14 protein-coding genes are annotated in these 20,922 nt (G+C 70.6%); 6 read left to right on the forward strand and 8 right to left on the reverse strand.

Annotated features, from left to right (window positions below):
- Positions 1–2: 2 nt before the first annotated feature.
- From treZ to glgX, 3 genes are read right to left on the reverse strand one after another with little or no spacing between them, the layout of a single operon-like run.
- The gene (gene treZ, locus ABG085_RS10725) at positions 3–1,736 is read right to left on the reverse strand and encodes a malto-oligosyltrehalose trehalohydrolase (protein ID WP_347975733.1); all 1,734 of its coding nucleotides are present in this window, start codon (positions 1,734–1,736) and stop codon (positions 3–5) included.
- A complete protein-coding gene (gene treY, locus ABG085_RS10730; protein WP_347975734.1) occupies positions 1,733–4,078 on the reverse strand; it encodes a malto-oligosyltrehalose synthase in 2,346 nt (781 codons plus the stop codon). The genes treZ and treY overlap by 4 nt, the downstream gene beginning before the upstream one ends.
- A 13-nt stretch (positions 4,079–4,091) precedes the next feature.
- Positions 4,092–6,305, reverse strand: a complete 2,214-nt coding sequence (gene glgX / locus ABG085_RS10735; RefSeq protein ID WP_347975735.1) for a glycogen debranching protein GlgX — start codon at positions 6,303–6,305, stop codon at positions 4,092–4,094.
- 307 nt (positions 6,306–6,612) lie between these two features.
- Here glgX and nirB point away from each other — a divergent pair, with 307 nt between their 5' ends.
- Genes nirB through ABG085_RS10755 form a run of 4 tightly spaced genes read left to right on the forward strand, consistent with a single transcriptional unit; the run spans position 6,613 to position 11,490 of the window.
- On the forward strand, positions 6,613–9,192 hold the full coding sequence (gene nirB / locus ABG085_RS10740) for a nitrite reductase large subunit NirB (protein WP_347975736.1): 2,580 nt from the start codon (positions 6,613–6,615) through the stop codon (positions 9,190–9,192).
- Positions 9,189–9,587, forward strand: a complete 399-nt coding sequence (nirD, locus tag ABG085_RS10745; RefSeq protein ID WP_347975737.1) for a nitrite reductase small subunit NirD — start codon at positions 9,189–9,191, stop codon at positions 9,585–9,587. Before nirB ends, nirD begins: the two co-directional genes overlap by 4 nt.
- The gene (gene cobA / locus ABG085_RS10750) at positions 9,584–10,357 is read left to right on the forward strand and encodes a uroporphyrinogen-III C-methyltransferase (protein ID WP_347975738.1); all 774 of its coding nucleotides are present in this window, start codon (positions 9,584–9,586) and stop codon (positions 10,355–10,357) included. The genes nirD and cobA overlap by 4 nt, the downstream gene beginning before the upstream one ends.
- Positions 10,354–11,490, forward strand: a complete 1,137-nt coding sequence (locus ABG085_RS10755; protein ID WP_347975739.1) for a uroporphyrinogen-III synthase — start codon at positions 10,354–10,356, stop codon at positions 11,488–11,490. The genes cobA and ABG085_RS10755 overlap by 4 nt, the downstream gene beginning before the upstream one ends.
- Positions 11,491–11,496: 6 nt before the next feature.
- Here the strand turns inward: ABG085_RS10755 and trmD are convergent, their stop codons facing one another.
- Positions 11,497–12,198, reverse strand: coding sequence for a tRNA (guanosine(37)-N1)-methyltransferase TrmD (trmD, locus tag ABG085_RS10760; RefSeq protein WP_347975740.1), 702 nt, complete (start codon positions 12,196–12,198; stop codon positions 11,497–11,499).
- A 180-nt stretch (positions 12,199–12,378) separates the two neighbouring features.
- Here trmD and ABG085_RS10765 point away from each other — a divergent pair, with 180 nt between their 5' ends.
- A complete protein-coding gene (locus ABG085_RS10765; RefSeq protein ID WP_347975741.1) occupies positions 12,379–13,812 on the forward strand; it encodes an MFS transporter in 1,434 nt (477 codons plus the stop codon).
- A gap of 237 nt (positions 13,813–14,049) precedes the next feature.
- On the opposite strand, the gene ABG085_RS10770 is transcribed toward ABG085_RS10765, so the two are convergent.
- The 4 genes from ABG085_RS10770 to rpsP all read right to left on the reverse strand — a co-directional run bounded on the left by ABG085_RS10770 (position 14,050) and on the right by rpsP (position 19,521).
- Positions 14,050–18,117, reverse strand: a complete 4,068-nt coding sequence (locus tag ABG085_RS10770; protein WP_347975742.1) for a bifunctional nitrate reductase/sulfite reductase flavoprotein subunit alpha — start codon at positions 18,115–18,117, stop codon at positions 14,050–14,052.
- 100 nt (positions 18,118–18,217) lie between these two features.
- Positions 18,218–18,826 carry a ribosome maturation factor RimM gene (gene rimM, locus ABG085_RS10775; protein ID WP_347979171.1) on the reverse strand — a complete coding sequence of 203 codons (609 nt, stop codon included), beginning with the start codon at positions 18,824–18,826 and terminating at the stop codon, positions 18,218–18,220.
- Between the two features lie 49 nt (positions 18,827–18,875).
- On the reverse strand, positions 18,876–19,106 hold the full coding sequence (locus tag ABG085_RS10780) for an RNA-binding protein (protein WP_347975743.1): 231 nt from the start codon (positions 19,104–19,106) through the stop codon (positions 18,876–18,878).
- Positions 19,107–19,110: 4 nt separating this feature from the next.
- Positions 19,111–19,521, reverse strand: coding sequence for a 30S ribosomal protein S16 (gene rpsP / locus ABG085_RS10785; RefSeq protein ID WP_163617351.1), 411 nt, complete (start codon positions 19,519–19,521; stop codon positions 19,111–19,113).
- A 193-nt stretch (positions 19,522–19,714) separates the two neighbouring features.
- Here rpsP and ABG085_RS10790 point away from each other — a divergent pair, with 193 nt between their 5' ends.
- Positions 19,715–20,878 carry a glutamate--cysteine ligase gene (locus ABG085_RS10790; protein ID WP_347975744.1) on the forward strand — a complete coding sequence of 388 codons (1,164 nt, stop codon included), beginning with the start codon at positions 19,715–19,717 and terminating at the stop codon, positions 20,876–20,878.
- Positions 20,879–20,922 lie beyond the last annotated feature (44 nt).

Below are 20,922 nucleotides of genomic sequence, written 5' to 3' on the forward strand. Positions count from 1 at the left end.
GCTCAGTCCGCGGAGGACGCGACGACCACCGCTGAGCGCGGCGGCAGCGCCACGAAGCCGTCGTCCGAAGACGCGGCCGCATCGGTCGACAGCAGCACCCGCCGCGAGCCGTCCACCGGCAGGCGCGCGGGCTCGGCCGAGAAGTTCACGAGGATCTCGATGCTTCCGCGCTGCAGCCGGAACCATCGCCCGACGTCGTCGGCAGTCGCGGTGAGCGCGTGGAAGTCGGGGTCGGTGAGTTCGGGGTGTTCGCGCCGCAGCGCGAGAAGATCGCGGTAGAGCGCCAGGATGCGGGCGTGGATGCCGGCATCCTTCTCGTCCCATCGCAGCTTCGATCGCTGGAACGTCTCGGGATCCTGCGGGTCGGGCACGAGCGACTCGTCCCAGCCCATGCGTGCGAACTCGGCCTTGCGCCCGCGTGCCGTCGCTGCGCCCAGCTCCGCTTCGGGGTGCGACGTGAAGAACTGCCACGGCGTCGACGCCGCCCATTCCTCGCCCATGAACAGCATCGGCGTGAACGGCGCCAGCACCGTCAGCACGGCCGCGATCGCCATTCCGCCCTCGTCGAGAGTCTGCGAGAGACGGTCGCCCGCGGCCCGGTTGCCGATCTGATCGTGGTCCTGCGAGAAGGTCACGAGCCGCCAGGCGGGGATGCGCGGATCGATGGGGTGCCCGTGAGCCCGACCGCGGAACGACGACCACGTCCCGTCGTGGAAGAAGCCGCGCGTGGAAGCCTTCACCAGCGAGGCCAGCGAGGCGAAGTCCGCGTAGTACCCGGTGGTCTCCCCCGTCAGCGCGACGTGCAGAGCGTGGTGATAGTCGTCGTTCCACTGCGCGGTGAGCCCGTAGCCGGCGGCCTCGCGCGCCGAGATGAGCCGCGCGTCGTTGAGATCCGACTCCGCGATGAGGGTGAGCGGCCGGCCCAGGTGCGCGCTGAGCGCATCGACGGATTCCGCCAGCTCCTGCAGGATGTGCACCGGCCCGCTGTCCTTCAGCGCATGGACGGCATCGAGCCGCAGCCCGTCGACGTGGTAGTCGCGCAGCCACATCTGCGCGTTCTCGACGATGAAGCGCCGCACTTCGGACTCGTCGAGGTCCACCGAGGAGCCCCAGGTGTTCGATTCGGCGTCACGGAGGTACGGCCCGAACTCGGGCAGGTAGTTCCCGCTCGGGCCGAGGTGGTTGTAGACGACGTCCTGGATCACGCCGAGCCCCACCGCGTGACAGGCGTCGACGAAGCGCTGATACGCGGCCGGGCCGCCGTACGGCTCGTGCACGGCGTACCAGAGCACGCCGTCGTAGCCCCAGTTGTGGACGCCGTTGAAGGCGTTGACCGGCAGCAGCTCGACGAAGTCGATGCCGAGGTCGACCAGGTGCCCGAGGCGCCGGGCGGCGGCATCCAATGTTCCCTCGGTGGTGAAGGTGCCGATGTGGAGCTCGTAGACGACCCCGCCGGCGAGCTGTCGCCCCGTCCATGAGGAGTCGGCCCACTCGTGGGCCGCGGGGTCGAAGACGGCGCTGAGTTCGTGCACCCCCTGCTGCTGGCGCCGGGACCGCGGGTCGGGTCGCGCGACGACGGCGTCGTCGATGACGAAGCCGTACTCCTCACCGTCGGCCAGCTCCACCTGGCCGCGCCACCAGCCGCCCTCCTCGCGGGCCATCGGAGTGTCTTCGCCGCGGGCAGGTGCGCGCAGCGCGACCGTCGTCGCCCGAGGCGCCCAGACCTCCGGGATCACGTCGCCTCTCCCGCGACGAGCAGCGCGACCGGATAGACGTCGAGCAGCTCCGCCAGCGGGATGTGGCCGGTGAAGTCCCGCCCGGTGAGGACGTCGATGGTCGGCCCCGCGTGGCGCAGCAGGGTCGTGTCGCCCCACGGCGATCCGGTGCGCTCACCTCGCCGTGCCAGCGCGACGGGGAGGCGGGTCGCCACGGCCACGGCGCCGCCGCGATCGACGGCGATGGCGTGCTCGGCCGCCGCGCCGACCACCGTCATCGGCGTGTAGCGCGTGAACAGCTCGGGGCGATCGCGACGCAGTCGCAGCGCGCGCGACGTCACGAGCAGCTTCGCTGCGCCGGTCCGATCGACGATCGGCTGCTCGCCGGCGTCGATGCGCTCGAGGAGACGCCGCCGCTCGTCGAAGTCGACGGGACGGCGATTGTCGGGATCGACCAGGCTCTGCTCCCACAGCTCGCTCCCCTGGTACACGTCGGGCACGCCCGGCCCGGTCAGCTGCAGCAGCTTCGCCGTCAGGGCGTTCGACCATCCGGCGCCCTCGATCTCGGCGACGAACGACTCGAGCCGCGCCGCCACCGCGGGATCGTCGAAGGCCGCGTCCACCGTCGCATGCAGGCGACGCTCGAACTCGGCATCCGGCTCGAGCCAGGTCGTGGCTTCGCCCGCCTCGCGGGCGGCTTTCTCGGCATACGCGTGCAGGCGCTCGCGCGATGCGGGCCACGCACCCACGATCGCCTGCCAGAGGAGGGCGTCGAAGGGTCCGTGGCCGGTGGAGGCGGCATCCGTCAATTCGTGCAGCACCTCGCCCCACCGCTCGGGGATCTCGGAGAGCACGGCCAGCCGGGCCCGCACGTCTTCGCCCCGCTTCGTGTCGTGAGTCGACAGGGTCGTCATCGCGTGCGGCCATGCCGCGTGCCGAGCAGCCTGCGCGGCGTGGAACCCGTCGGCCGAGAGCGCGAACACCGACGGGTCCGCACCGACCTCGGTGAGCGTGCCGAGCCGCGTCGCCCGGTAGAAGGCGGTGTCCTCCACGCCCTTCGCCATCACCATGCCGCTCGTCTGCTGGAACCGGAGGGCGGCGGGATGCCCCGGCTCGGCGAGAGCGGCCAGCACAGTGTCGAGCACTCCCGCGAGGTCGGGACGGTGGGCGCGCACCTCGGCCGCGGCGTGGTCGAGGTGCTCGCGTCCGGCCGGCAGATAGGAGCGGTACACCGGGAAGCGCGCGAGAAGCTCGACGACCGCGTCCTCCGTCGCAGCGTGGTCGGGCGCGCCGAGGTCACGGGTGAGCCGGCGCACCTCCGAGCGCAGGATCCCTTCGCCGATCGCACGCTTGGTGCCGGCGATGACCTCGGGCCACGCCAGCGTCGCGGGGAGGCCGGAGCGGACGCGCAACCGGGCGTCGAGCGCATCGAGCTCGGCCTCGCCGGCGGGATCGATCAGGACGCGGTCGATGGTGGCCAGAACCTCGTACCCGGTCGTGCCGTCGGCCGCGAAGAACTGCGGCAGGCTCTCACCGTGCTCGAGGATCTTCTCGACCACGGTGTACGCGCCTCCGGTCAGCGCATCCAGGCGCTCCAGATACTCCACCGGGGCCTGCAGTCCGTCGGGGTGATCCACCCGCAGGCCGTCGACGATGCCGTCGGCGAACCAGCGGCCGATCTCGCCGTGGCTCGCCTCGAAGACCGCCGGGTCTTCCACGCGGACCGCCGCGAGGCTCGAGACGCCGAAGAACCGGCGGTAGTTCAGGTCGTAGGCCTCCCGCCGCCACGACATCAGCTCGTAATGCTGGCGGGCATGCACGGCGAGGACGTCCTCGTGTTCGGACGGCGCGCTCCCGGGCGCGAGCGGGAAGCGGTGCTCGTAGTACCGGAGCTCACCCCCGTCGATGCGCAATGCGCCGGTCGCCGCCGCCTGCGCGATGTCCTCGCCGAGGACCGGCAGCCGCACCTTGCCGCCGCCGAAGTCCCAGTCGATGTCGAAGGCACGAGCCCACCGCGAACCCCGCCCATGAGCCAGCAGATCCCACCACCACGGGTTCTCGTCGGCGCGCGCTACGCCGAGGTGGTTCGGCACGATATCGACCAGGATGCCGAGCCCCTCCTCGTGGAAGCCGCGGGAGGCGCGCTCGAGCGCCGCCCTGCCGCCACGAGCCGGGTCCACGGTGGTCGGATCCACGACGTCGTAGCCGTGGTCGGAGCCCGTGGCCGCGGTCAGCAGGGGCGAGAGATACACCCAGTCGACGCCGAGCGAGCGCAGGTAGCCGCGGAGCGCAACGGCGTCGTCGAGCGTGAAGGAGGGGCGGATCTGCAGACGGTACGTGGAGACGGGACTCGTGCCGGGCATGGCTCTTCCTCCCTCAGTGGCGCAGCTCTGCGGGCGGCGCGGCTCCGGGCACATCGTCGATTCCGACGGGGACCGCGGCCGCGAGCGACGCGGCGACCGAGTGGTCGACCGGCCCTTCGGGAAGTTCGTGCTCGCGCAGCACCATCAGAGACCGGCCGGGCACCGACAGCGTGGAACCGGGCTCGATCGGGTCGCTGTCGGCATGTACCCCCGCGGTGTCGACGATGACGTCCCACTCCGGGCTGAACTCCACGGCGGGGATGAGGAAGTCCACCGCGCCGTCTCCGGCGTTGAACAGCACGATGAAATGGGCATCCGTGATCGGCTCGCCCCGGCGGTCGCGCTCGCGGATGCCGTCGCCGTTGAGGAACACGGCGACGGCGCGCCCGAATCCGGAGTCCCAGTCCTCGGGCTGCATCTGCGATCCGTCCGGACGCGCCCACGCGATGTCGGGGATCGGTGCGCCCTCTTCGCGGCGCACCGGGCGGCCGTCGAAGAAGCGCCGACGGCGGAATGTCGGGTGCTCGCGGCGCAGCCGGGCCAGTGCTGCGGTGAACTCCAGAAGCGGCTGATCCGGTGCCGACCAGTCGACCCAGGTGACCTCGTTGTCCTGTGCGTAGCCGTTGTTGTTCCCGCCCTGGGTGCGGCCGAGCTCGTCGCCGTGCAGCAGCATCGGAACGCCCTGCGACAGCAGCAGCGTGGCGATGAAGTTGCGCTGCTGGCGGGCGCGCAGCGCCAGCACGTCCGGATCGTCCGTCGGTCCCTCGACGCCGCAGTTCCAGGAGCGGTTGTCGTCGGCCCCGTCCCGGTTGTCTTCGCCGTTGGCCTCGTTGTGCTTCTCGTTGTACGACACGAGATCGCGCAGCGTGAAGCCGTCGTGAGCGGTGACGAAATTGATGGATGCCACGGGCCGGCGCCCCGAGTGCTCGTAGAGGTCCGCCGAACCGGTGAGCCGCGACGCGAACTCGCCGAGGGTCGCCGGCTCGCCCCGCCAGAAGTCGCGCACCGTGTCGCGGTACTGGCCGTTCCACTCCGTCCACTGCGGCGGGAAGTTGCCGACCTGATAGCCTCCCGGCCCCACATCCCAGGGCTCCGCGATCAGCTTCACCTGCGAGACCACCGGGTCCTGCTGCACCAGTTCGAAGAAGGCGGCAAGGCGGTCCACCTCGTAGAACTCCCGCGCGAGCGTCGAGGCCAGATCGAAGCGGAAGCCGTCCACGTGCATCTCGAGCACCCAGTACCGGAGCGAATCCATGATGAGCTGCAGCGTGTGCGGGTTGCCGACGTTCAGGCTGTTGCCGGTACCGGTGTAGTCGGTGTAGTAGCGCTTGTCGTCATCCTCGAGCCGGTAGTACGCCTCGTTGTCGATGCCGCGCATCGACAGGGTCGGACCGAGATGGCTGCCCTCAGCGGTGTGGTTGTAGACCACATCGAGGATCACCTCGATGCCGGCCGCGTGCAGGGTCTTGACCATCGCCTTGAACTCCTGCACCTGCTGGCCGCGCTGCCCGCTCGAGGAGTAGGTGTTCTGCGGGGCGAAGAAGGCGATGGTGTTGTAGCCCCAGTAGTTCGCGAGGCCCTTCTCCTCGAGACCCGAGTCGTTGACGAACTGGTGCACCGGCATGAGCTCGATCGCCGTCACGCCCAGCTTCTCGAGATGCTCGATGATCGCGGGATGGGCGATCGCGCTGTAGGTGCCGCGGATCTCATCGGGGATGGCGGGATGGAGCTTCGTCAGTCCCCGCACGTGGGCCTCGTAGATGAAGGATTCCGCGTACGGGGTCTTGGGCAGGCGGTCGCCACTCCAGTCGAAGTACGGGTTCACGACGACACCCAGCATCTGGTGGGACGCGGAATCCTCATCGTTGCGCGAGTCGGGCTCCCCGAAGTCGTAGCCGAACACCGGCTGCCCCCACTGCACCTGTCCCTCGACGGCCTTCGCGTACGGGTCGAGCACCAGCTTGCTGGCGTTGAACCGCTTGCCGCGGGCGGGGTCGTATTCGCCGTGGACCCGATATCCGTAGCGCTGCCCCGGCTGGATCGTGGGCAGGTAGCCGTGGTGGACGAACGCGTCGACATCGACGAGATCGACGCGCGTCTCGGTGCCGTCGTCGTCGAAGAGGCAGAGCTCCACGCGTTCGGCGCCCTCGCTGAACAGGGCGAAGTTCGTGCCGCTGCCGTCGAACGTCGCCCCCAATGGGTACGGGGAACCTGGCCAGACCTGCATGCGACCTCCATTCGACGGGTCCTTCACCCTAGCGAACGAGGGCGAACGGCGACGCGGGGTGGCGCGCGGGGCACCGGAACGATATGCCCACGGTCTGACCGGTTCTCACACCGCGGCGCGGGGGGCTGTGAGAGAAAAGTTCGCTCGGGGTAACGGCGGATGGTCGGGGGGTGAAACACCACGCTCGTAGCGTCGCCGTCACCGAGACCTTCCCCCCTGAGGAGGAGCCATGGCCCACCGGGACCGCGTCGACAGCCGGAAACATGACGCTGACGCTGCCGCAACATCACCCGCGTACGGTGACGACATGAGCGAGATGCCCGCCCTCGGCACCCATGTGGTGGTCGTCGGCGCGGGCATGGTCGCGCATCGTTTCGTCGAGAGCCTGCTGAGCCGGGCCGGCGAGCAGTGGCGCATCACGCTGATCGGCGAGGAGGAGCGTCACCCCTATGACCGGGTGGGGCTGACCGGATTCTTCGCCGGCGCATCCGCCGAGGATCTCGAGCTCGAGCGCGCGGTGCTCGACGACAGCCGCGTGCGATTCGTGCCAGGCGACGCCGTCACCCGCATCGACCGCTCGGCGCGCCGCGTGACGATGCGCAGCGGCACGAGCGTCGCCTACGACCGGCTCGTCCTCGCGACCGGCTCCTACGCCGCCCGCCTGGCCGTGGACGGCTTCGGCCTCGAGGGCTGCTTCGTCTACCGCACCCTCGACGATGTCGAGAAGCTCGAGGAGTTCGTGCAGCGGCGTTCGGCCGAGCTGGGCCGTCCGCTCGTCGGCACGGTGATCGGCGGCGGCCTGCTCGGCCTCGAGGCGGCGGGCGCCCTTCAGGGTCTCGACGTCGCCTGCACGGTGGTGCAGTCCTCCGACCGACTGATGTCGGCGCAGCTGGATCTTCCGGCGGGCAACGCCCTGCGGCGGCTCATCGAGTCGCGCGGCATCGCTGTGAAGACCGAGACCGTCACCACCCGCCTGGACCCCGACCGGTCGGGGCAGGTGACCGGCCTCGAGTTCCGCGACGGCTCCTATGCACGCACCGACGTGGTGGTGTTCACGGTGGGCGTGCGGCCACGCGACGAGCTCGCCCGCGCGGCGGGCCTGGATGTGCACGATCGCGGCGGCGTGCTGATCGACGACGGCTGCCAGACGTCCGACCCGCGGGTGCTCGCGATCGGCGAGGTCGCCAACTTCGACGGGATGTGCGTGGGCCTGGTGGCCCCCGGCTACGCGATGGCCGAGGTCGCCGCGACGCGTCTGCTCGGGGGTGAGGCATCCTTCCCGGGCTACGATCTCTCGACCAAGCTCAAGCTCTCCGGTGTCGACGTGGCGAGCTTCGGCGACGCCTTCGCCGAGACCCCGGGCGCGCTCGACGTCACGTACGCCGATCCCGTGGCGGGCGTCTACAAGAAGCTCGTGCTCTCGGACGACGCGCAGACGCTCCTCGGCGGCATCCTGGTCGGCGACGCCTCGGCCTATGGATCGCTGCGCCCGCTCGTGGGTGGGGCGCTCGGCGGCGACCCGGCGGCCTACCTCATGCCGGAGGGCGGAGTCGCGGCCCCGGCCGGGGATCTCCCCGACGAGGCGCTCGTGTGCTCGTGCAACAGCGTCACCGCAGGCCGTATCCGCGGTGCCGTCCACGACGAGGGCTGCACCGACGTCGCGGGCGTCAAGGCGTGCACCAAGGCGGGAGCCGCCTGCGGCTCGTGCGTGATGATGATCAAGAAGATCGTCGGCACAGAGCTCGCCAAGACGGGTGCGGCGCTCAGCAACGCGATCTGCGAGCACTTCGACATGTCGCGCCGGCAGCTGTTCGACGCGGTCCGCGTGTCGGGACTGACCACCTTCAGCGCCGTGATCGAGCGGTTCGGCACCGGCCGCGGCTGCGACATCTGCAAGCCGGCGCTGGCGAGCATCCTCTCGACGCTGGTGCGCGGACATGTCCTCGACGGCGAGAACGCGACGCTGCAGGACACCAACGATCACGTGATGGCCAACCTGCAGAAGGACGGCAGCTACTCGGTGGTCCCCCGCATCCCGGGCGGGGAGATCACGCCCGAGGGACTCGTCGTGATCGGCAAGGTCGCCCAGGACTTCGGGCTCTACACGAAGATCACCGGCGGGCAGCGCATCGACATGTTCGGCGCCCGCCTCGAGCAGCTGCCCGACATCTGGCAGCGCCTCGTCGAGGCCGGCTTCGAGTCGGGCCATGCCTACGGCAAGTCGCTGCGCACCGTGAAGTCGTGCGTCGGATCCACCTGGTGCCGGTATGGCGTGCAGGACTCCGTCGGCATGGCGGTGCAGCTCGAGCTGCGCTACCGCGGCCTGCGCTCGCCGCACAAGATCAAGCTCGGCGTCTCGGGCTGCGCTCGCGAGTGCGCCGAGGCGCGCGGCAAGGACGTCGGGGTCATCGCGACCGAGGCGGGCTGGAACATGTACGTCGGCGGCAACGGCGGCTTCACGCCCCGCCATGCGGTGCTGCTGGCCGAAGGGCTCAGCGACGAAGAGCTCCTCACCGCGATCGACCGGTTCCTGATGTACTACATCTTCACCGCCGATCGGCTGCAGCGGACGGCGCCGTGGTTCGAGGACCTGGACGGCGGCATCGAGGGGCTCCGTGCGGTGATCTTCGACGACAGCCTGGGCATCTGCGCCGACCTCGACGCCGCCATGGCCGCGCACGTGGACTCCTACGAGGACGAGTGGAAGGCCACACTCGAGGACCCCGAGAAGCTGCGTCGCTTCGCGTCATTCGTGAACGCGCCCACGACTCCCGACCCCTCGCTCGCGTACACCGCCGAGCGCGGACAGCCACGACCTGCGACCGAGGACGAGCGCGCCGATTCGCGCGTGCTCATCGCCGGAACGACCCTGGAGGTGCGCCGATGACCCTCGTCGACCCGCAGACGGCCGAGTACACCGCTCCCGACGGCTGGGTACGCGTGTGCGCCCTCGACGACCTCGAGGTGGAGCGCGGCCGCGCCGCTCTCCTGGGGGGCACCCAGATCGCGCTGTTCCTGCTCCACGGACCGGACGGGTCGGGCGGCCGCGTCCACGCGGTGTCGAACCTCGACCCGTACAGTCATGCGCACGTCATCTCGCGCGGCATCGTCGGAACACGGCAGGACGTCCCCACCGTGGCATCCCCCATGTACAAGCAGGTCTTCGACCTGCGGACGGGTGTCTGTCTCGACACCCAGGGCAAGGAGCCCCTCAGCCTGCACGTGTGGCCTGTCGCCGTGGACGACGGGCACGTCCTCGTCCGCTGGGAGGGAGAGCGATGACCGGCCGGGTGGAGAACACGGTCGGCCGCGTCGACCTGATCGGCGGCGGTCCGGGTCCGATCGACCTGCTGACCTTGCGCGCGTGGCGTCTGCTGCAGCGCGCGGACGTCGTCGTGATGGACCGGCTGGGTCCGACCGACATCCGTGACCACGTCGGGCCCGACGTCGAGGTCATCGACGTCGGCAAGCACCCGGGACACCATCCCGTGCCGCAGGAGGCGATCAACGACCTCCTGGTCGCCCGCGCACAGGACGGCAAGCGCGTGGTGCGCCTCAAGGGCGGCGATCCGTTCGTCTTCGGCCGCGGCGGCGAAGAGGTCGCCGCCTGCCTGGCTGCCGGCATCCCGGTCGACGTGGTGCCCGGCATCTCGAGCGCCATCGCGGTGCCGCAGGCAGCCGGCATCCCGGTCACCCATCGCGGTGTCGCCGGCGCCGTCCACATCGTCAACGGCCCGTCGGAGGTCACCGACGCGACGCTCGCCGCTCTCCGCGACGACAGCGTGACGACCGTGATCCTGATGGGCGTCGGCGCGCTGCCCCGCATCGTCTCCGACGCGCTGCACGCCGGTGTGCCGGCCGACCGCCCGGTCGCGATCGTCGAGCGCGGCCATCACCGCGATCAGCGCACGACGCGCAGTACGCTGGCCACGGTGGTGGTGGATGCCGGCCGTGCCGGTGTGCGAAACCCCGCCGTCATCGTCGTGGGCGACGTGGCCCGTGCCGGGCTGCTGCAGCCCGAACACCAGCTGGCAGGTGACACCGTCCGTTGAGCTCCACCACTCGCCCCACCCTGTCGGCCGCGCTCGAGGGCTGCACGATCGTGATCGCCGTCGACCGTCGGTCGTCGGAGCTCACCGCTGCCCTCGAACGTCACGGCGCACAGGTCCGCCACGCGCCGGCGCTCACGATCGTGCCGCACATCGACGACGACGCCCTGATCGCGGCGACGCGCGAGCTCATCGCGCGTCAGCCCGATGTGGTGGTCGCGACGACCGGCGTGGGCTTCCGGGGGTGGATGGAGGCGGCCGACGAAGCGGGGCTCCTCGACGACCTCCACGCGGCGCTCAGCCGCGCGCAGATCGTCGCGCGCGGCCCCAAGGCGCGCGGCGCGATCCAGCAGGCGGGACTCACGGCCGACTGGGTCGCCGAGTCCGAGACATCCGTCGAGCTGGGCGAGTTCCTCCTCGCCGAGGGAGTCGCCGGCAGGCGCGTCGCCGTGCAGCACCACGGCTCGGGCGCCGACGGCCTCGACGAGCTGTTCACGCGCGCGGGCGCCGACGTCGTGAGCCTCACGGTCTACCGCTGGGGCCCGCCGCCGGATCCCGCGGCCGTCGCGCGCTCGGTCGTCGCGGCCGCGGCGGGCGAGGTCGACGCCGTGCTGTTCACCTCCGCTCCGGGCGCCGCGGAGTGGGTCACGGCCGCACGCCAGGAGGGCGTGCTCGAGGCGATCGTCGAGCGCGAGGCGGAGCGCCGGGTGCTGATGGCCGCGGTGGGCCCCATCACGGCGGGCCCGCTGCGCGAGGCCGGTCTCGATCCCCTGATCGCCGAGCGCGGACGCCTCGGCTCACTCGTGCGTGCCGTCGTGACGCATTTCGGCGGCGGTGGCGCGGCGTCGCTTCCCACGTCGGCCGGCCGGCTCGAACTGCGCAGCACCGGCATCGTGCTGGAGGGCCGTCACATCCCGCTCTCGCGCAGCGCCACCGACATCGTCGCCACGCTGTTCGACGCCCAGGGCGGCGTCGTCTCCCGACCCCGTCTGCAGGCGGCGCTCCCCCGGTCGGGCGAGAACACCCACGCGGTCGAGATGGCCGTCGCGCGTCTGCGCGAAGCGCTGGGGGTTCCCGACCTCGTGAAGACGGTCGTCAAGCGGGGCTACCGGCTCAACGTCGTCGACCCCGCCTGAGCCGCGTCAGGGCGCCGGCTCGGTTTCGGTCTGCCGCAGCAGATCGGGGCGGTGCGCCCGGGTCCGCTCCAGGCTCTGCTCGCGCCGCCATGCGGCGATCGCCCCGTGGTTGCCGCTCAGCAGCACCGGCGGCACCTCCATGCCGCGCCATTCGGCGGGCTTGGTGTAGCTCGGGTACTCGAGCAGACCGAGCTCGTGGGACTCCTCGACCAGGCTCTCCGGGTTTCCCACGACCCCGGGGATGAGGCGTGATACAGCCTCGATGACGGCCATCGCCGCGACCTCGCCGCCGTTGAGCACGTAGTCGCCGAGGCTCACGAGCCGCACGCGCCTGCGCGCGGCGTAGTGATCGACGACCCGCTGGTCGATGCCCTCGTAGCGCCCGCACGCGAAGACGAGGTGCTTCTCCTCGGCCAGCTCCCGCGCCATCGGCTGCGAGAACAGCTCGCCCGCCGGCGAAGGAACGAGCAGCACGGCGTCGTCGCTCAGCAGCTCGTCGAGCGCCTCGCCCCACGGCTCCGGCTTCATCACCATGCCCGCACCGCCACCGTAGGGGGTGTCGTCGACGGTGCGGTGGCGGTCATGCGTCCAGTCGCGGAGGTCGTGGACGTGCATGTCGAGGATGCCGCGGTCACGGGCCTTCCCGATCAGCGAGACGCCGAGCACGTCGAAGAACGTCGGGAAGATCGTGACGATGTCGACGCGCATGACTTCGAGTCTAGGAGCCGCCCGTGTTTCCGATGTGTGTCGGCACACCCACCACGGCGGCCGAGGGTCGGTGACGCAGAAGTGATCGAGAAGTAACCGCGCGGGCTGCCGGGCCGAAACACCGTGTTCCTAGCGTGGAGACACACTCACTCACGTGTCTGCTCACCTCAGGGAGGCGCCATGACCACGACCGATTCGCCGTCGTTGACGGAGACCGCTGCTTCGCCCCGCACCACCGCACCGGCCGACGCGCCGGTCGTCCTCACCCACCGCTCCGGCCGCTGGATCGACGGGTGGAACGCCGAGAACGCGACGTTCTGGCTCGGGGAGGGTCGTGCGATCGCGCGGCGCAACCTCGGCTGGTCGATCTTCGCGGAGTTCCTCGGCTTCATCATCTGGCAGCTGTGGAGCATCGTCGTCGTGATGCTCCCGGCCGCCGGCTTCCAGCTCACCAGCTCCGAGTCGTTCTGGCTCATCTCGCTCCCGAGCCTCGTCGGCGCGACCCTGCGCTTCCCGTACACGTTCATGGTCGCGATCTTCGGCGGCCGCAACTGGACGATCGTCTCGGCGGGGCTCCTGCTCATCCCGGCGGTGCTGCTCGGCATCGTCGTCTCGAACCCGGAGACCCCGTTCGGCGTGCTGCTGCTCGTCGCGGCCCTCGGTGGCGTCGGCGGCGGAAACTTCGCCAGCTCCATGGCGAACATCACCTACTTCTTCCCGCAGAAGGAGAAGGGCTGGGCGCTCGGCCTCAATGCCGCCGGTGGCAACCTCGGCACGTCGGTCGCGCAGTTCGCCGTCCCGATCGCCGTGACGATCGGCGCCGGTGCCACGCTCAACATCGCGCTCGCCGGATGGATGTGGATCCCGCTGATCCTGCTCGCGATGTACGGCGCATGGCGCTACATGGACAACCTGTCGTCCGCCAAAGCCGACTTCGGCAGCTCTGCCGCGGCCCTGCGTGAACCGCACCTGTGGATCATGGCCGTCCTCTACATCGGCACCTTCGGCTCGTTCATCGGCTTCGCGAGCGTGTTCCCGAAGCTCATCGCCGACCAGTTCCCGGAGTTCTCGACGATCCAGGTCGGGCAGGCGGCCGTCTCGCTGGCGTTCCTCGGGGCTCTCGTCGGCTCGCTCGCCCGCCCGTACGGCGGCCGTCTGGCCGACCGCTTCGGGGGCGCGCGGGTCACCGTGGGCGCCTTCGCGGTGATGGCGCTCGGCGCGCTCGCCTTGGTCTGGACTCTGCCGCTGCGCAACTTCGCGGTCTTCCTCGGCTGCTTCCTGGTGCTCTTCGCCGCGACCGGAATGGGCAACGGCTCCACCTACCGCATGATCCCCAGCATCTTCGCCGGTCGCGCGCTGGCCCGGGGATTCGCGCCGGGGACGCCCGACGCCGCCAGGATGCAGCGCAAGTCGGCCGCGGCCCTCGGCCTCATCTCGGCGATCGGCGCGTACGGCGGCTTCCTGGTGCCGCAGGTGCTGAACGCGTCCCAGCTGGCGACCGGCGGATACTCGGCGGCGTTCGTGGGCTTCGTGGCCGCCTACGTCGGGCTGCTCCTCCTGACGTTCTTCGTCTACGTCCTCCCGCGGCCGTCGCTGGCGAAGCAGCGCATCTGACCGCACGTCTTCACCGGAAGAGCGGATGCCTCGACTCGAGGCATCCGCTCTTCCGTCTGTGCGGGCGTATCGGGCAGCAGTTCCCCGCAGGATCGCGGGATGGCTTGAGCGTGTCCCACTTTCTCTTGCCAGGAGCACCTCATGCGACCGATTTCGGGACACGCACGCCGAAAAGCGGGACATGCAGGGCAGCGCGACGAAAAGCGGGACATGCAGGGCGGCGCGACGAACCTGGGGTCAGTACACGTCGCGGACGTAGCGCTCCTCGGCGGCGAGGGCGCGCGTGTACTCCGCCGCGGCCTCCTCGGAGAGCTTGCCGTGCTGCTGCGCGATGGCGATGAGGGTCGCGTCGACGTCCTTGGCCATGCGGGTCGCGTCGCCGCACACGTAGACGTGGGCACCCTCCTCGAGCCACCGCCACAGGCGGGCGCCGTGCTCGATCATGCGGTCCTGCACGTAGATCTTCTGCCGCTGGTCACGCGAGAAGGCGAGGTCGAGGCGCGTCAGGAAGCCGTCGTCCCGCATCTCCTCGAGCTCCTCGCGGTAGTAGAAGTCGGTCGCCGCGTGCTGCTCGCCGAAGAAGAGCCAGTTGCGGCCGGTGTGGCCGTCTGCCCGGCGGTCGTGCAGGAACCCGCGGAACGGCGCGATGCCGGTGCCCGGGCCGATCATGATCATCGGAGCGTCGCCGGCCGCAGGCGGCCGGAAGGCGGGCGATCGCTGCAGATAGACCGGCGCCGAGGCCGCAGCGCCGTCGGCGAGGAAGGTCGAGCACACGCCACCGCGCGCACGCCCCGATTCCGTCTCGAAGCGCACCACCGAAACGGTCAGCTCGACGGTGTCGGGGTCGCTCTTCGGGCTCGACGAGATCGAATACTGCCGGGGTTGCAGGCGCTTGAGCACGCCGACCCAGTCCTCGGCGGTCGCCGTCACCGGGAAGTCGCGCACGAGGTCGACGGCCTGCTGGCTCCACAGGAACTGCTCGAGGCGCCCCTTGTTCTCGCGTCGGAGCAGCGCCGACAGTGTGCCGTCGCCGCTGCGCTCTGCGATGAACCGCACGAGATCGAGCGGGGTCTTGGTGATGTCGAGTCGCGTGCGGAGGGCGTCCACGAAGGTGCGCTCCTGGCCATCGAGCTCGACGATCGTGTGCGGCGCGATTCCGGTGGCGTCGAGCCACTCCGCGACCACGCCGGGCGAATTGGCGCACACGACGCCGAGCGAGTCGCCGGCCTCGTACTGCGCGCCGGTGTCGGAGAGGTCGAAGGCGATTCGCCGCACTTCCTTCTCGGAGCCCGGCCCGCTGAGCAGGTCGTTGCGCACGAGGGATGCGCCCACCGGGTTCGAGCGGCTGAAGAACCGGCGGGCGGGCGGTGCCGCCAAGCCGAGAGCTGCTCCCCCGCCGGCTGCGCCGAGGGCAGAGGTGCCCGGAGCCTCTGCCACCAGTGTGTCGAGGATCTGCGCCAGCCATGCCGCGCGGGGCTCCTCGGCGTCCGGCTCGAGGTCGACGCGCTCGAGGAGGGCCGTCGCGCCGAGCTCGCCGAGCCGCGCATCGAGCCGCCGACCGTGGCCGCAGAAGTCGTCGTAGCTCGAGTCGCCCAGCGCGAGCACCGCGTAGCGCAGCCCCGACAGTTCGGGCGCTCCGTCGGCCTTCAGCTCGTGCCACAGCGCCGCCGCGTTGTCGGGCGGGCCACCGTCGCCGAACGTCGACGTGACGACCAGCAGACGGCGCACGGTGGTCAGATCAGACGCGCGCAGCTCCGCCATGCTCCGGGCACGCGCCGGGATGCCTCGGGCGCCGAGGGCCCCCGCCGCTGCTGCGGCGAACTCCTCGGCATTGCCGGTCTGCGAGCCCCACAGCACCACGACCTCGTCCTGGGCCGCGGCCGACGGCATCCCGAACCCGACCGTGGTGCGCGAGAAGGCCCCGGCGAGCACGCCGTCGAACCAGGCGCGCGCACGTGCGCCGAGCGGCGCTTCGGCCGGCAGCACCGGCACCTCGCCCGGCGCGAGCACCGCCGAGCGCACCGTCGAGAGGAAGCCCGCGAGGTATGCGCCCTCGAGGTCGCTCAACGCCGGCGGAGCGAGGTCCACTCCGGTGGCGGCCAGCGCCTCGTCGGCTGCACCCGTCGCCCCGCCGCCCGGCGGGGGGCCCACGCGTCGCAGCGTCACGGCCGCGAATTTGAACTCCGGCTGGGCCGACAGCGGGTCCACGGCGTCGTTGGTCACCGCGTTGACGGTCACGTACTCGCCGTGCTCGTCGTTCCAGTGGAACGGCGCGAACAGCCCGCCGGGCTGCACACGGTCGGTCAGCACGGCCGGCACGACGAACCGACCGCGGCGCGAGGCGACCTCGACGAGGTCGCCCTCGGCGATCCCCTGGCGCTCCGCATCCACGGGGTGCACCTCGACGAACGGGCCAGGGTGCAGCTTCGCGAGCTTCGCGACCCGGCCGGTCTTCGTCAGCGTGTGCCAGTGGTGCGGCAGGCGACCGGTGTTGAGCACCCAGGGGTAGTCGTCGTCGGGCAGCTCCGCCGGCGGCAGGTGCGGGCGCGCGAGGAACTGCGCCCGTCGCGACGGCGTCGCGAACGCGAGTCGCGGCACCGTCCCGTCGTCCTCCGCGTGCAGCGACTGGCTCACCCCGTCGTTGAGGTAGCGGATCGGATGCCGCGTCGCGGCGTCGTCCGGCGGCGCGGGCCACTGCACCGGGGTCTCGCGCAGCCGGTCGTAGGTGACGCCGCGCAGGTCCCATCCGGTCTGCGGGTTCCAGAAGCGGCGGATCTCGTCGAACACCTCGTCGCTCGAGGCGAAGTCGAATCCGGAGAAGCCCATCGCTCGCGCCACCTGGCAGATGATCAGCCAGTCGGGCTGGGCCTCGCCCGGGGCGGGAAGCACATCGCGGACGAGGGTGAGCGTGCGGTCGCTGTTCACGGTCACGCCGTCCGCCTCCACCCACAGCGTGGCGGGCAGCAGGATGTCGGCGTACGCGGTGGTGGCGGTCTCGGTGTAGACGTCCTGCGCGATGACGAGATCGGCGCTCTCGAGCGCCTCGATCACCGTCTTGCGGTTCGCGACCGAGGCCACCGGGTTGCTGCAGATGATCCACACCGCTTTGATCTCGCCGTCGGCGGCGCGGCGGAACATGTCGATGGTCCCGGCGCCGGACTCGGCACGGATCGACCCCGGCTCGAGTCCCCAGAGCTCCTCGACAAAGGCGCGGTCCGGCGCGCTGAACACCGCGCGCTGCCCCGGCAGACCCGGCCCCATGTAGCCCATCTCGCGCCCGCCCATCGCGTTCGGCTGGCCGGTGAGCGAGAACGGCCCGCTTCCCGGCCGGCAGATGGCGCCCGTGGCGAGATGGAGGTTGCAGATCGCGTTCGTCGACCATGTGCCGTGCGTGGACTGGTTCAGTCCCATCGTCCAGAGCGTCATCCACTCGTCGGCCTCGCCGATCCAGCGCGCGGCGGTGCGGATGTCGTCCTCGGCGAGTCCGGTCAGCTCCGCGACGCGCGCGGGCGGGTACTCGGCGAGGACCTCCGCCATATGCTCCCAGCCCTCGGTATGGGCGGCGATGAACTCCTGGTCGATGTCACCGGCCTCGACGAGCAGGTGGAGCAGGCCGTTCAAGAGCGCGAGGTCTGTGCCCGGCGAGATCTGCAGGAACAAATCGGCGCGGTCGGCCGTCGTCGTCCGGCGCGGATCGACGACGATGAGCCGCGCGCCCTGCTTCAGGCGATCCGCCATCCGCAGGAACAGGATCGGGTGGCAGTCCGCCGTGTTCGAGCCGATCACGAAGAACAGGTCGGCGTGGTCGAAGTCCTCATACGAGCCGGGAGGGCCGTCGGCGCCGAGCGACTGCTTGTAGCCCGTCCCCGCGGATGCCATGCACAGACGCGAGTTCGACTCGATGTGGATGCCCCGCAGATACCCCTTGACGAGCTTGTTCGAGAGGTACTGCGCCTCCATGCTCATCTGGCCCGACACGTACATCGCGATGGCGTCGGGCCCGTGCTCGTCGAGGATCGCGCGCAGGCGGGTGGCGGCCTCCGTCACGGCGTCAGCCAACGGCACCGGCTCGGCGGGCTCGCCTCGCGCGGGGCGCACGTGTGCGGAGGTCATGCGGCCCGGAGCGTGCATCAGCTCGGCGTGGGTCGCGCCCTTGGTGCACAGGCGCCCGGCGTTCGTGGGGTGTGCGCGGTCGCCCGCGACCTTCGCGATGGTGAGCGGATGCCCCGCCCCGGCGTCCGAGGTCGTCACCGAGATACCGCAGCCGACGCCGCAGTAGGAGCACACGGTGCGAACTTCGCCCATGCTCCGATGATCCGGGATGGAGGTTCCGGGACGTTTCCCGCAGTGTTACCCGCAGATCACATCTGGCGCACGGGCGCGGGCGGCGCCACGTGAGGACGGGTCAGTCGACCGTGCCGGCGTCGTCCGCGGAAGGATCCGCGGGCGCCTCGTCGCCGTCGTCGGGCAGCTCTTCGAACAGGCCTGCCGGCGGTGTCACGATGACCCGTCCGGCGGCGATGTCGACCTCCGGCACGATCGCCTTGACGAACGGCACCAGCACCTCGTCGTCGCGCACCTTGACGATGAGCAGGTCTTGCGCGGGGAAGTGATCGACCCGCGCGACCTTGCCGACGACCTGGCCGTCGCGCACCACGTCGAGTCCGACGAGCTGGTGGTCGAACCACGCGTCGTCCTCGGCGGGCGAGGCCTGCAGATCCTCGTCGACCCACAGGATCGCGCGGAGCAGCCCCTCGGCGGCATCACGGTCATCCACCCCGTCGAAGAACGCGACCGGGTGGCTGTTCATCCAGCGGAACTCGCGCACCGTGAGCGGCTTGCCGTGCCACGGCGAGGATTCCGGAACCTGGAGCGTGAAGGTCGCTCCGGGGACGAAGCGTCCTTCGGGATCGTCGGTGTAGAGCTCGAGCTTGATGGCGCCCTTGAGTCCGTGCGCCTTGACGAGTCGGCCGACCCGCAGCTGCGTCTTGCCTGCGGGAGGAACGGCGTTCACGGGCTTGCGGGCCTCTGCGCCCGATCCCGTGGTGTCTTCGCCTGCCACCTCAGTCGTCCGCGACGTCGACGCGCACACGGCGTCCGTCGGCGAGGGCACTGATGAGGGTGCGCAGGGCTTTGGCCGTGCGGCCGCCGCGCCCGATCACGCGACCCCGGTCTTCGGGGTGGACGTGCACTTCGAGCACGTCGCCGCGAGGCGACGTGGACGAGTCGATGCGGACGTCATCGGGGTGATCGACGATCCCCTTGATGACGTGTTCGAGCGCGGCGGCGAGCAACGGATTACTCTGCGGACTCGGCGGCGGCCTCGTCGGCGGGAGCCTCGGCGGGCTCCGCCTTCTTCTCGGCCTTCGGCTTGACGACCGACTTCTTGGCGGAGTCGATCTCGAACGCGGGCTTCTCCTCGCGGGTCTTCACGGTCGAGACCGCGTCCTTGTCGCCCTTGAACTTGCCCCAGTCGCCCGTGAGCTTGAGGAGCGCCGCGACCTGCTCGGTCGGCTGCGCGCCGACGCTCAGCCAGTACTGCGCACGCTCCGAGTCGACCTCGATGAACGAGGGCTCCTCGGTCGGGTGGTACTTGCCGATCTCTTCGATGACACGGCCGTCGCGCTTGGTGCGCGAGTCGGCCACGACGATGCGGTAGTAGGGCGCACGGATCTTGCCGAGGCGCTTGAGACGGATCTTGACAGCCACGATTCTCCTGAATGTGTGGAAAGTGAACGAACTGGTCGCCTGGGGAGTGGGGTGCACACCCGGCGGAAGCTCAGAAGGAGGACCGCCACGCCGGATAGAGGGTCGAGCGTGTGGTCCAGCCCTCTATTCTGCCAGATGACGCAGCACCTCGCGAACCGGCCGGGTGGCGGCATCCCCATGCCAGACTGTGCCCATGACGGTGCCCTTCGCGACATCCGCCCGCTCGTCCGTCGGCATGGAGTGGGAGGTGATGCTCGCCGACACCGCGACGGGAGACCTGATCCCCCGCGCTCCCGACCTGCTCGCCGCTCTCGAGGAGCGTTCCAGCCTCGAGCGGTACACGGTCACCGGCGAGCTGCTGACGAACACCGTCGAGGTGACGAGCGGCATCGGCGACACGGTCGCGGCCGCCGTCGACGACATCGCCGACGCGATCGCCGAAGTGCGCACCTACACCGACCCGCACGGCATCGACCTGCTCTGCGCCGGAAGCCACCCGTTCGCGCAGTGGTACGACCAGAGCGTCACCGACAAGACCCGCTACCACAAGCTGATCGAGCGCACCCAGTGGTGGGGGCGCAACATGATGATCTGGGGCATCCACATCCACGTGGGCGTCGACGACGTCAACAAGGTGTTCCCGATCATCAACGCCCTCGCGGTGTACCTGCCGCACCTGCAGGCGCTGTCGGCATCGAGCCCCTTCTGGGCCGGCGAGCGCACCGGCTACGCCTCGAACCGCGCCCTCGTCTTCCAGCAGCTGCCCACGGCCGGGCTGCCCTGGCCGCTCCAGAACTGGAGCGAGTTCGAGGGCTACCTCGACGACATGGTCACCACCGGTGTGATGGAGGATGCCACCGAGGTGCGATGGGACATCCGCCCGGCGCCTCGCTGGGGCACCATCGAGGTACGCGCGTGCGACGGGATGTCGACGCTTCCCGAGCTCGCCGCGCTGGCGGCCCTCGTGCAGGTGCTCGTGGAGCACTTCTCGCGCCGGCTCGACGAAGGGCTGCCGCTCGAGACGATCCAGCCGTGGTTCATCCGCGAGAACAAGTGGCGGGCGGCCCGCTATGGACTCGACGCCCGTGTGATCGTCGACCACGTCGGCACCCAGCGCCTGGTCACGGACCATCTGCGCGAGACGCTGGCCGAGATCGGCGGCATCGCCGACGACCTCAAGTGCGCCCGCGAACTGGCGGGGATCGAGGCCATCCTCACCGATGGTGCGAGCTACTCGCGCCAGCTCGCCGTCGCGGACGCGTCCGACGGCGACCTCCGAGCGGTCGTGCGGCACCTGGTCGGCGAGTTCCGCTCCGGTCCCACCCTGCGCGAGCACCTGGCCACGCTCGGCCACTGACCCGCCGCAAGACCGACGGGACGGATGCCGCAGCCCGCGGCATC

The sequence above is a fragment of the Microbacterium sp. ProA8 genome (assembly GCF_039905635.1).
In the GTDB taxonomy this organism is placed as follows: Bacteria; Actinomycetota; Actinomycetes; order Actinomycetales; family Microbacteriaceae; genus Microbacterium; species Microbacterium chionoecetis.

What these genes read in the sequence shown, in the direction of transcription:
- nirD (WP_347975737.1), top strand. Translation starts at nt 9,189, where the DNA reads ATGACCCTCGTCGACCCGCAGACGGCCGAGTACACCGCTCCCGACGGC.
- cobA (WP_347975738.1), top strand. Translation starts at nt 9,584, where the DNA reads ATGACCGGCCGGGTGGAGAACACGGTCGGCCGCGTCGACCTGATCGGC.
- glgX (WP_347975735.1), bottom strand. Translation starts at nt 6,305, where the DNA reads ATGCAGGTCTGGCCAGGTTCCCCGTACCCATTGGGGGCGACGTTCGAC.
- trmD (WP_347975740.1), bottom strand. Translation starts at nt 12,198, where the DNA reads ATGCGCGTCGACATCGTCACGATCTTCCCGACGTTCTTCGACGTGCTC.
- nirB (WP_347975736.1), top strand. Translation starts at nt 6,613, where the DNA reads ATGAGCGAGATGCCCGCCCTCGGCACCCATGTGGTGGTCGTCGGCGCG.
- ABG085_RS10790 (WP_347975744.1), top strand. Translation starts at nt 19,715, where the DNA reads ATGACGGTGCCCTTCGCGACATCCGCCCGCTCGTCCGTCGGCATGGAG.
- treY (WP_347975734.1), bottom strand. Translation starts at nt 4,078, where the DNA reads ATGCCCGGCACGAGTCCCGTCTCCACGTACCGTCTGCAGATCCGCCCC.
- ABG085_RS10765 (WP_347975741.1), top strand. Translation starts at nt 12,379, where the DNA reads ATGACCACGACCGATTCGCCGTCGTTGACGGAGACCGCTGCTTCGCCC.
- ABG085_RS10770 (WP_347975742.1), bottom strand. Translation starts at nt 18,117, where the DNA reads ATGGGCGAAGTTCGCACCGTGTGCTCCTACTGCGGCGTCGGCTGCGGT.